General features: G+C 65.9%; 12 protein-coding genes. 5 read left to right on the top strand and 7 right to left on the bottom strand.

All coding sequences use genetic code 11. The features are described 5' to 3' along the window. Positions 1–38: 38 nt before the first annotated feature. From JHC81_RS07375 to JHC81_RS07365, 3 genes are all read right to left on the bottom strand, one after another. Positions 39–656 (bottom strand): glutathione S-transferase C-terminal domain-containing protein, encoded by a 618-nt coding sequence (locus tag JHC81_RS07375; protein WP_292156027.1) that lies wholly within the window; start codon positions 654–656, stop codon positions 39–41. 75 nt (positions 657–731) lie between these two features. Next, entirely contained in the window at positions 732–1,448 is a 717-nt protein-coding gene (locus JHC81_RS07370; protein WP_292156026.1) for a VTT domain-containing protein, read from the bottom strand. A gap of 2 nt (positions 1,449–1,450) precedes the next feature. Next, entirely contained in the window at positions 1,451–2,533 is a 1,083-nt protein-coding gene (locus JHC81_RS07365) for a hypothetical protein (RefSeq protein ID WP_292156025.1), read from the bottom strand. A 98-nt stretch (positions 2,534–2,631) separates the two neighbouring features. Here JHC81_RS07365 and JHC81_RS07360 point away from each other — a divergent pair, with 98 nt between their 5' ends. Continuing rightward, complete coding sequence (locus JHC81_RS07360; protein WP_292172705.1) at positions 2,632–3,837, top strand: pyridoxal phosphate-dependent aminotransferase; 1,206 nt, start codon at positions 2,632–2,634, stop codon at positions 3,835–3,837. A 3-nt stretch (positions 3,838–3,840) separates the two neighbouring features. Here JHC81_RS07360 and JHC81_RS07355 read toward each other — a convergent pair whose 3' ends face one another. After that, complete coding sequence (locus tag JHC81_RS07355; protein WP_292172701.1) at positions 3,841–4,401, bottom strand: GGDEF domain-containing protein; 561 nt, start codon at positions 4,399–4,401, stop codon at positions 3,841–3,843. Between the two features lie 125 nt (positions 4,402–4,526). Here JHC81_RS07355 and purE point away from each other — a divergent pair, with 125 nt between their 5' ends. Genes purE through JHC81_RS07340 form a run of 3 tightly spaced genes read left to right on the top strand, consistent with a single transcriptional unit; the run spans position 4,527 to position 6,664 of the window. Next, complete coding sequence (gene purE / locus JHC81_RS07350) at positions 4,527–5,018, top strand: 5-(carboxyamino)imidazole ribonucleotide mutase (RefSeq protein ID WP_292172700.1); 492 nt, start codon at positions 4,527–4,529, stop codon at positions 5,016–5,018. 17 nt (positions 5,019–5,035) lie between these two features. Further along, positions 5,036–6,115: a 5-(carboxyamino)imidazole ribonucleotide synthase gene (locus tag JHC81_RS07345; protein WP_292172772.1), complete on the top strand. Its 1,080-nt coding sequence runs from the start codon at positions 5,036–5,038 to the stop codon at positions 6,113–6,115. 27 nt (positions 6,116–6,142) lie between these two features. Then, on the top strand, positions 6,143–6,664 hold the full coding sequence (locus JHC81_RS07340; protein WP_366465821.1) for a DUF559 domain-containing protein: 522 nt from the start codon (positions 6,143–6,145) through the stop codon (positions 6,662–6,664). Here the strand turns inward: JHC81_RS07340 and JHC81_RS07335 are convergent. Then, positions 6,661–7,338 carry a COQ9 family protein gene (locus tag JHC81_RS07335; protein WP_292172698.1) on the bottom strand — a complete coding sequence of 226 codons (678 nt, stop codon included), beginning with the start codon at positions 7,336–7,338 and terminating at the stop codon, positions 6,661–6,663. The genes JHC81_RS07340 and JHC81_RS07335 overlap by 4 nt on opposite strands. Before the next feature lie 188 nt (positions 7,339–7,526). On the opposite strand from JHC81_RS07335, the gene rpsU reads away from it, so the two are divergent. Beyond that, positions 7,527–7,781: a 30S ribosomal protein S21 gene (rpsU, locus tag JHC81_RS07330; RefSeq protein WP_292172768.1), complete on the top strand. Its 255-nt coding sequence runs from the start codon at positions 7,527–7,529 to the stop codon at positions 7,779–7,781. 233 nt (positions 7,782–8,014) lie between these two features. On the opposite strand, the gene JHC81_RS07325 is transcribed toward rpsU, so the two are convergent. Next, on the bottom strand, positions 8,015–9,403 hold the full coding sequence (locus JHC81_RS07325; RefSeq protein WP_292172695.1) for an ABC transporter permease: 1,389 nt from the start codon (positions 9,401–9,403) through the stop codon (positions 8,015–8,017). Continuing rightward, the coding region (locus JHC81_RS07320) for a DUF4162 domain-containing protein (protein WP_292172692.1) at positions 9,400–10,130 on the bottom strand (731 nt) is incomplete at its 5' end. The genes JHC81_RS07320 and JHC81_RS07325, both read right to left, overlap by 4 nt.

The raw sequence follows: 10,130 nt of genomic DNA, 5'->3' as shown, positions 1-10,130 counted from the left end.
GCGGAGGTTGCGCCACAGATGTTGCCAAGGTCTGAAGATCAGACTGCGCTGAGACCCTCCGAGGCCAAAACCCGCTGCACTGCAGGCCGGGCTTGAATGCGATCCAGATGGGCGTTCAGACGCGGGAACCGGGCCGCATCCAGCAAGCCCGCCTGACGCGCCCAGCGTTCGAAGACCAGCAGGTAGCCGTCGGCCAGGCTGAAGGTGTCGCCTAGGACGTAGTCACCCTTCAGATAGTGGTCCTCGACCAGCTGATATTTCGAAAGGGCCAGTTCTACCGCCTGATCCCTGACCTCGCCTTCGAGTGGCGGGCGGCTGAACAGCACCCTGCCGATGGCCGGGTGCAGGGACGAAGCCAGAAAGCCATTGAAGGCGTTGAAGGCGGCGAAGGCATAGGGGTCGTCGATCGGGGCCAGATTGCGGTCCGGATGGGTCTGGGCGACCAGGGCCAGAATAGCCGCATTCTGGGTGATCACACCATGATCGGTTTCCAGCGCCGGCGTCACACCCGCTGGATTGACGGCCAGATACTCCGGCGTCTTCTGCTGGCCGGTCTTCAGGTCGATGACCTGCGTTTGGTAGTCCGCTCCCGCCTCTTCCAGGGCGATATGCGAGGCGGTGGCGCAGGCACCGGGCGAGATATAGAGCTTGAGCATGTCGATCTCCTGAAATGGACTGGATAGACAACGCAGATAGAGGCGCGCCCTATCCGTAACAATAGCAGTTCCTGATTATTCTCGTTCCGTCGCCCTCTCCCGCCGACGGACCAGCTCGCGGACACCGAGCATGAGGCCCAGCCAGACCACCGCGACGCCCGCAAGGATCAGGGACGTCCAGATGCCGTCCCCGCTGACGGCCGAAACCACGGCCCCGCCGAAGAAGGCGACCAGCACGGTCTTGGGCAGAACGCCCAGGGCGCAGCCGGTCAGAAAACCCCAGAAGTTCGCCCGCGTCGCGCCGAACGCCATGTTGACCACGATGAAGGGGGCCGAGGGCACGTTGCGGATCATGAAGCTGGCATAGAAGGCATTGTCGCCGACGAACCTTTTGAGGCGGTCGGTCGTGCGTCCCCCGAACCGCTCCAGCGCCCGCGCCGTCGGCCCGCGGCCCAGCCAGTAGGTTGCGCCCGCCGACACCACCGTGGCGATCCAGCTGTACAGAAACCCGAACCACGGCCCGAAGGCGACCACGCAGGCGGCGATCAACAGAAACTGCGGCACCCCCAGGAAGGCCGACAGGGTGAACACCGCAATGGCCACAAACACGCCCCACGGCCCGGCGCGGAACCCGCTCATCCAGGCCTCAAGCTGACTCTCGGCCCCCAGATCCAGCTGGTGCTTGCCGAACAGGAACAGGCCGGTGACGGCGGCCAGCAACACCACCGTAGCCAGTAAGGCCCGCCAGCGGGCGGCCTCCATGTTCAGGATGAAGTCGAGGAGGCGGCGCATGGCTACTCAGGCGTTTCCAAAGGACGGAAAGGCTGGACGACCCAATTGTCCATGCGCCAACCGAAGCCGCCGCCTCTGCTCCATTCCTGCCGGTATTTTGCGACCATGAGCCGTTCCGGATCATCCTCCGAGGAAACCCGATAACTGATTTCACCCTCTATCCAGCCATTGCGATCGTCGCGAGCGCCGACGCGGGACTGATAGATCGCCAAGTCAGGCATCGTTTCAGTCAGCTCAACCATCCGCTGAGAAAGTCGAACCGGTTGGCTCTGCCCGGCCCGATAAATATTTATTTCCTGATATACCACTCCCGCCCAATCGATCCGGCTGGTGCTATTCGTCGAAAGCCAGTCACTCCATTCCTGGCGCGTCGGAGTTCCGGCATAATCGCGTCCGGGCGGCTCCCCCTTCTCATTCATCAAACTGGCAGCTGCGAGCGTATTGCCCTGCAGAACCAAGCAGGCGCGAAGCCTCGCGACAGCGTTACGATGCTTGTCAGCGTCAAGCTGCTCACAGGCTTCGATAGACAGAACAGCCTGATCGGCAAGCAAGAAGCCAAAACTGCCCGCCATCCCATCGTGGTCGCAAGTATTTTGAGCCTTACGCCTCACAGCAGGCCTATAGCCGCTGTCATCTGCAGCATTGGCCATCTCGACGACGACGCCCCATCCATGCATGCAGATGAGAACCTCATCGTTGCCGGACCTAGCTGCCATCGGCATCAGCACACGGTCAGCGAAGATGCCTTCCCTCTCAACACGGTCCCATGTCAACGCGGCAACAGGCGCTTCGATACGCTCTTCCGCATTTCCGCGAACAACCACCATCGGCGGCATATTCGGTCGCATTTCGAAGCTGACCAAGAGAATGTCGCGGCCGTATCCGTCGTAGAAAAACGATCGGAACACCTGGGCTCCGGTCGCTGACTCAGTTTGTATCGAAGGCGCTCGGTAGCGTGCTTCCAATCTCGCCTGCTCCGCAACTGCACAGGCCACGGACTGATCGTCCTGATCGCACACCGCTGGCCGGGCGGAAATGTCTTGGCCCCCCAACAGGAGGGCGACTGCAACAGCGATCAGACTCATGGCCAACTCCCTCCCACGGCTTCACCATTTGCACCGGCCCGACCCTGCCCGTAAACAGGCGAGGCCCTCCCCGGCTCCCGACATCTCCGAGATTTGCCATGTCCAGCCTGCAGTCGTCCGCCCTTGCCCGCGTCAAGCCGTCCGCCACCCTGGCCGTGACCGCACAGGCGCGTGCGCTGAAGGCCGAGGGGCGCGATGTGATCGGCCTGGGAGCCGGAGAGCCGGATTTCGACACGCCGGAGAACATCAAGGCCGCCGCCATCGCCGCCATCCAGCGCGGCGAGACCAAATACACCGACGTCGACGGCATGCCGGAGCTGAAGGCCGCTGTGGTGGCCAAGTTCGCGCGCGAGAACGGCCTGACCTATACGCCGGCCCAGATCCACGTCGCGCCGGGCGGCAAGGCGGTGCTGTACAATGCCCTGGTCGCAACCCTGTCGCCGGGCGACGAGGTGATCGTGCCCGCGCCCTACTGGGTATCTTATCCCGACATGGTCCTGCTGGCCGGGGGCGAGCCGGTGGTCGTGGTGGGGCATGAGGCCGATGGCTTCAAGCTGAAGCCCTCCGCGCTGGAGGCCGCGATCACGCCGCGGACCAAATGGCTGATCCTGAACAGCCCGTCGAACCCGACCGGCGCGGCCTATACGCGGGCCGAGCTGGAGGCCCTGGCCGAGGTGCTGCGTCGTCACCCGCAGGTCTGGGTGATGACCGACGACATGTACGAACACCTGATCTACGGCGATTTCGACTACACCACGATCGCCCAGGTCGCACCGGACCTGTACGACCGGACCCTGACCATCAACGGCGTGTCCAAGGCCTATGCCATGACGGGCTGGCGCATCGGCTATGCGGGAGGCCCCAAGCCGCTGATCGACCTGATGCGCAAGGTGGCGGGACAGACGACGTCCAACCCCTCCTCCATCAGCCAGTGGGCCGCGGTCGAAGCACTGAACGGGCCACAGGACTTCATCGCGGAGCGCGGCAAGGCGTTTCAGGCGCGGCGCGATCTGGTGGTGTCGATGCTGAACCAGGCGACGGGCATCCGCTGCCCCAACCCGGAAGGGGCCTTCTATGTCTATCCGTCGATCGAGGGGCTGATCGGCAAGACGACCGAGGGCGGCGTGGTCATCGACGGCGACGAGACCTTCACGACCGAACTGCTGAACGCCGAGGGCGTGGCGGTGGTTCAGGGGACGGCCTTTGGCCTCAGCCCCTATTTCCGCATCAGCTATGCGACGTCTGAAAAGGTCCTGGAAGAAGCCTGCGGGCGGATTCAGCGGTTCTGTGCCAGCCTGAAATAGGCGCTAGCGCCCGCGTTTCCTGACCCACATGGCGGCGTCCGCCTCGGCCAGCCAGACCTCGGCATCCTCGTGATCGACCCAGGCGCGCACGCCGAACGAGCCTCCCAGCGGAGCCCGCGTGCCGTTCCAGTCGAAACCCTCGGCCAGGGCGGCGTTCAGCCTGGTAGCCTTGTCACGCCCCTCGTCAAGGCCGGCGTTGAGCATCAGCAGGGCGAATTCGTCGCCGCCCATCCGTCCGACAGCATCGGCGGCCCGGCTGTTGGCCAGCAGCAGGTTGGCGACATGGACCAGGGCAGCGTCGCCCGCGGCATGGCCCAGGCTGTCGTTCACGCCCTTGAACCCGTCCAGATCCAGATAAAGCAGCACCGCCGTTGCCTCGTAGCGCTTGCAATAGGCCATGGTGCGCTCCAGCACGGCCACGAAGCCTCGCCGGTTCAGGGCGGGGGTCAGCACGTCGTGATCGGCGGCGGCTTCGGCCGCCTCGGCACGCAGGCGCAGGGCCTCGACCTCGGCGCGCAGGCGCTCGATCTCGGCGTGGGGGTCGATGACGGCCGCGTCGGTCAAGGGTGAATTCCAGCTCCCCGGTCCGCGCGACTCACCCCGCCCGGCCGGCATGCAGCCTAACGCCGTCGGTTGCGGGCGCAACGTGTGTGCTGTATCGCGCCGCTTTCCGCGAAAGGTCCGACGGCATGGCGAACCAGATAGCTCCTGTGGCGATCATCATGGGCAGCCGCTCGGACTGGCCGACCATGAAACACGCCGCCGACATGCTGGACCGGCTGGGCGTGACCTGGCAGGCCCGCGTCGTCAGCGCCCATCGCACGCCGCAGCGGCTGTACGATTTCGCGACGGGAGCGAAGGCAGCGGGCCACAAGATCATCATAGCGGGTGCCGGTGGCGCAGCCCATCTGCCCGGCATGGCGGCGTCGATGACTGACCTGCCTGTGCTGGGCGTGCCGGTCGAATCCAAGGCGCTGAAGGGCATGGATAGCCTGTTGTCCATCGTCCAGATGCCCGGCGGCGTGCCGGTCGCAACCCTGGCCATCGGCGAGGCGGGGGCCAAGAATGCGGGCATTCTGGCGGCGCAAATTCTGGCCCTGTCGGACGAGGCCCTGGCCGGACGGCTGACGGCTTTCCGCGTGGCCCAGACCGAGAGCGTTCACGAGACGGTCGAGGACTGAGCTTGAGCGCCACGCCTGTGTCATCGAAACCCCTCCCCCCCGGTTCGACGCTCGGCATCCTGGGCGGCGGCCAGCTGGGCCGTATGCTCAGCCAGGCGGCGTCGCGGCTGGGCTTCAACGTCGTGATCCTGGATCCCGAAGAGAACAGCCCGGCGGGCCGTGTGTCCCAGGGCCAGATCGTCGCCGCCTATGACGATCCCACGGCGCTGCGGGTGCTGGGCCAGACCTGTCAGGCCGTCACCTTCGAGTTCGAGAACGTCCCCGCCGCCTCGGTCGCGTATCTGGCCGAGGGCGGAGCCGTGGTCGCGCCCGGCCCGCGCGCCTTGGCCGTGGCCCAAGACCGGGTGGAGGAAAAAACCTTCCTGAATGGTGTCGGGGCGACCACCGTCGACTTCGCCGTGATCGACAGCGTCGAGGACCTGGTTGCGGGGCTAGAGCGGCTGGGTGCCCCTGCCCTGCTGAAGACGCGGCGCGAGGGCTATGACGGCAAGGGCCAGATCTGGGTCACCTCGCCCGCCATGGCCGCCGACGCCTGGCATGCGATCGGCGAGCGGCCGTCCGTGCTGGAGGCGAAGGCCGCCTTTTTGCGCGAGCTGTCGGTTATCGCTGCGCGGGGCCGCGACGGCCAGATCGCCGTCTATCCGCTGGGCGAGAACATCCATTCGGGCGGGGTGCTGAAGACGACCCTGGCCCCGGCTGTGGTCGATGCGGCGACGCAAGGGCGGGCCGAAGCCATTGCGCGGGCGGTGCTGGAGGGGCTGGATTACGTCGGCGTGCTGGGCGTCGAGCTGTTCGATCTGGGCGACGGCGACCTGCGGGTCAACGAGATCGCGCCGCGCGTTCACAATACCGGCCACTGGACCCAGGACGGCTGCGTCTGCGACCAGTTCGAACAGCATATCCGCGCCATCGCCGGCTGGCCGCTAGGTCCCACGGCAGCGCATGCGCAGGTCGAGATGACCAATCTGCTGGGCGACGAAGTGGAGCAATGGCGCGCATTGGCTGGCGAGCCCGACGCCCGCCTGCACCTCTATGGCAAGGCTGAGGCCCGGCCTGGCCGCAAGATGGCGCATGTAAATAGGGTGAAGGCGCTGTGACACTCACCTCCCTATTCGCGAAGGCGAATGGGGAGGACAGGCCGCGTCAGCGGCCAGGAGGGGGCGGCACCGGCTTTTCCAATTGAGAACGAAAACAGAACATGCAAATATGCGTGCATGTCAGACACGTCCACATATGGTCGCGCCAAGAGCCTGCGCCGACCTATGACGCCGCCAGAGGCGCGGTTATGGACGCGTGTGCGCGGCCATCGGCTGCACGGTTTCAAGTTTCGGCGGCAGCATCCGATTGGTCCCTATATCGTCGACTTCTACTGCGCAGCGGCACGGCTGGCGGTAGAGGTGGATGGGCGCGTCCACGAGCACCCGGATCAGTTGCAGCATGATGCGCGGCGGACGCGGTGGCTTGCGAACCAGGGAGTCCGGGTTATCCGGATCGCGGCGGTCGATGTGCGCGATGAACTGGATGGCGTTCTGGCCTTCATCGTGAAGGTTGTCAGGGAACGCCTTCCAGCGCCGGAGTCGCCCCTCCACCACGCTTCGCGCGGTCCCCCTCCCCATCTGCGATGGGGAGGTGAGCGGTTCCGCTAGTCCGCCTTTGCCCCATACCGCATCCGGCTGAGCACCTCGGTCACCTTGCGCAACGGCGCGTCGAAGTCCTTGCCGGCCTTCCATTTTTCGAAAGCCATGACGTTGTCGATGCGGCGCGAGACGAAGGCGTCGGCGGCGTCGCGGCCGTCGAACCAGCGCATCGTCATGGCGGGGATCAGGATGCCGGACAGGATGGTCCGCTTGGAATAGTGGTTCCAGTCGGTGGCGGTGTCGCCGGCCCAGTGCCACAGATGGTCGGCACTCTCCCACGCCAGCTTCAGCCCCAGATCGGCATTGGTCGGCAGGGCCAGGAAGGCGGCGCAGCGGCGGGTGGCCTCAAGGTCCTGTGCCCCCGCCTCCAGCCGGGCGGAGACGGCGCGGGCGATTCGCTCGCGGATCTTGAGCGAGGCGACGTCGAGGTCGGCGAGGGTCGCCAGCGCCCGGTCGTCGTGGCGGCGCGACAGCAGGGCCGCCAGATCACGCGCGCCATTGGGCAGTAGCAGTTCCTCGTCGCCCAGCGACAGGCCGTTGTCCTCACAGGCCGCGCGGACCATGCGGCTGTTCCAGCCCATGATGGGAGCCCGCACGATGGCGGCGTCCAGCACCGCCTGCTCCATGCGGTCGCCCCAATCTTGCTCCGGGGCCTCGTTCGACAGGTGTGGCGCATCGGTCATCCGGGCAGCATAAGCCCGTAATCGGTGGGTTTCGAGCCTTCAGATATAGGCGCGACGATCTGGACAGGGCCGGTCGGCTCGTGTATCAGCCCGCCTTCACTCGCGAGCCCTCAGGTTCGGAGCGCGATTTTTATTTGTTCGCCCGTCTCCCTCACAGGACGCGGCGGGCGGCCAAAGGAGAGTTCAACCTGGTACAGATTTTCGTTCGCGATAATAACGTCGATCAAGCGCTCAAGGCCCTCAAGAAGAAGATGCAGCGCGAAGGCAGCTTCCGTGAAATGAAGCGCCACGTGCATTTCGAGAAGCCCTCGGAAAAGCGCGCCCGCCAGAAGGCCGAGGCCGTTCGTCGCGCCCGCAAGCTGGCCCGCAAGCGCATGCAGCGCGAAGGCCTGTTGCCCGCGCCCAAGCCCCGCGTGCCTGGCCAGGGTGCTCCGCGCGGTTAAGCCGACAGCGAAATAAAGATTTGAAGGGCCGCCTCGGGAAACCGGGGCGGCCCTTTTCTTTGTCTCCTCCCTGTCGCGCAGCGATGGGGAGGTGGCACGGCGCGCCTTCGCGCCGTGACGGAGGGGGCGGCGCAGGTCTTAGCCAGACGAAACGCCAATCCCATTCGACCGCGCCGCCCCCTCCACCACGCTACGCGCGGTCGCCAAACGGCGACGGGGAGGAGACGATGGTACTACCGCCCCCCGCCCCGGATCGCGCCGGCGAAGCTCTTGAAGCTGAGCTTCACGTCGGACAGGGCACCGGCGCGGAAGGCACGTCCAGCAACCCAGATCATCAGGGCGGCGAAGGCGAACATGCCGATCATGGTGCCGATGATCTCCAGCAGAGGCGGCTCTGACGGGGCTCGCGCGCTCATCAGGAAGGGCGTGAAGAACGGCACCCAGGACGCGATCTGAACGATGGGGTTTTCGGGCGTGCGGATCGCCAGTTGCATGATCAGGATCGGCACGACAAGCACCATCATGATCGGCCCCATCAGCGTCTGGGCGTCGCGCGGCGTCTCGCAGAAGGCCCCGATGGCGGCGAACAGCACCGCATACATCAGATATCCGCCGACCATGTAGATCAGGAAGTAGAAGACCAGCCCCCCATCCATCAGGGCTGCCCCCACGTCGGCCGCCAGCTGCGGATTGGCGACGACAAGACCCGTGCCGCCCAGAATGCCCCAGAAGGCCATGACGGTCAGCGTCAGAAGCGCGACGCCCAGCACCTTGCCGGCCATGATCTCAGTCGCAGAGGCTGAGGACAGCAACACCTCCAGGATCTTGTTCGACTTCTCCTCCATCACGCTGTTCAGCAGGATGGAGGCCCCGGTGATCACCAGCGACCACAGCAGGAAACCCGCAGCCAGACCAATGAAGATGGGGATCTGGTCGCGCATCGAGACCTCGCCGCCGCTGGCGGATTTCGGGGAGAAGCTGGTGACCGTCGGCCGGAAGTCGTCCGTCGCGGTGACGACCGAGGCATCGATCCCGGCGGCGGCGAAGGCCTCGCGGCGGTTCACAGATTTCAGGGCATCCTCGATGGCGTCGGCGACATCATCGTTGGTGGCCGAGGCGCTCCAGACCCGGGCCGTCGGCTTGCCGTCGGTGCGGGTCAGGAAGACAATGGCGTCCAGATGCGGAGACTTGTCGGACTCATCATCCAGATACTGACGCACCAATGCGTCCTGTGCCGCGCCGGGGGCGGCACCGGCCAGATCGGCGGGGGTGACGACCAGATTCAAGCCGTTTCGGCTGACCGAGGCGGCGGCATTCTCTGCGGCTCCGGGCGGCAGGGGCTGTCCCTTTGTGGCCTCGGCGATGGCGGCTTGTGCGCGGGCGGCACTGCGTTCGGCGTCGCCGGCGAGGGCGTCACGCACGGCGGCGGCCAGGCCGGTCGCCTCGCGCCCGTCCTCGACCAGGGCGACAGACTGGGCCGGCGACTCCGACGCGGCTGTCAGATAGCCGACACCACCGCCGATGACGCCAAACAGCGGCAGGGCCAGCAACGACAGCCAGAAGCCGACGGTCTTGGCATAGGCGGCATATTCGCGCCGCGCGATCAGGATGATGCGGTTCATCGGGCGGCCTCCACACCGGCGACTTTGACGGACTGGTCCTGATCCGGGTGATCCCCGGTCAGGCCGATGAAGGCATCATGCAGGCTGGGCTCTTTCAACTCGAACCGGCGGACGTCCAGCCCGCCCAGGAAGGCTGCCTTCAGCGCCTCCTGCCCTTGGGCATTGCCGCCCAGCGAGGCCTTCAGCACCCGCACGCCTTCGGCCTCGGAGACCACTTCAACGCCGCTGACGCCCGGCAGGGTCGCCGCCTGCGCCGCCTCGATAGCCCCTTCCAGCTCAAGAAAACGCGGTGAGGTCGCTCGCGCCTCGGTCACCGTGCCCTCGAAGGCCTTCTGCCCGCGGGCCAGCAGCACGACCTTGTCGCACAGACGCTCGGCATGCTGCATCACGTGGGTGGAGAACAGGACCGTCGCTCCATCCTCGGCCAGACCCCGAATGACCTGTTCCAGCCCCTGCTGATTGACCGGATCCAGACCGCTGAACGGCTCGTCCAGGATCACGAACTCCGGGCGATGCACGACCGAGGCGATCAGCTGAACCTTCTGCGCCATCCCCTTGGACAGCTCCTTCATCTTCTTGCGACTGGACGCACCCAGACCTTGCGCCTCCAACATCGCCTTCGCCCGCTTGCGACCCTCGGCCAGGGGCACGCCCTTCAGCGAGCCGAAGAATGCGATGGCGTCGATGGGGGTCATCTTCTTGTAGAGGCCGCGCTCCTCGGGCAGGA

The organism is Brevundimonas sp. (assembly GCF_016463295.1).
GTDB lineage: Bacteria > Pseudomonadota > Alphaproteobacteria > Caulobacterales > Caulobacteraceae > Brevundimonas.
Note: the sequence above shows the minus strand (reverse complement) of the source record. Positions and strands in the feature narration are given on the sequence as shown.

What these genes read in the sequence shown, in the direction of transcription:
- JHC81_RS07375 (WP_292156027.1), bottom strand. Translation starts at nt 656, where the DNA reads ATGCTCAAGCTCTATATCTCGCCCGGTGCCTGCGCCACCGCCTCGCAT.
- JHC81_RS07370 (WP_292156026.1), bottom strand. Translation starts at nt 1,448, where the DNA reads ATGCGCCGCCTCCTCGACTTCATCCTGAACATGGAGGCCGCCCGCTGG.
- JHC81_RS07365 (WP_292156025.1), bottom strand. Translation starts at nt 2,533, where the DNA reads ATGAGTCTGATCGCTGTTGCAGTCGCCCTCCTGTTGGGGGGCCAAGAC.
- JHC81_RS07360 (WP_292172705.1), top strand. Translation starts at nt 2,632, where the DNA reads ATGTCCAGCCTGCAGTCGTCCGCCCTTGCCCGCGTCAAGCCGTCCGCC.
- purE (WP_292172700.1), top strand. Translation starts at nt 4,527, where the DNA reads ATGGCGAACCAGATAGCTCCTGTGGCGATCATCATGGGCAGCCGCTCG.
- JHC81_RS07340 (WP_366465821.1), top strand. Translation starts at nt 6,143, where the DNA reads ATGGGGAGGACAGGCCGCGTCAGCGGCCAGGAGGGGGCGGCACCGGCT.
- JHC81_RS07335 (WP_292172698.1), bottom strand. Translation starts at nt 7,338, where the DNA reads ATGACCGATGCGCCACACCTGTCGAACGAGGCCCCGGAGCAAGATTGG.
- JHC81_RS07325 (WP_292172695.1), bottom strand. Translation starts at nt 9,403, where the DNA reads ATGAACCGCATCATCCTGATCGCGCGGCGCGAATATGCCGCCTATGCC.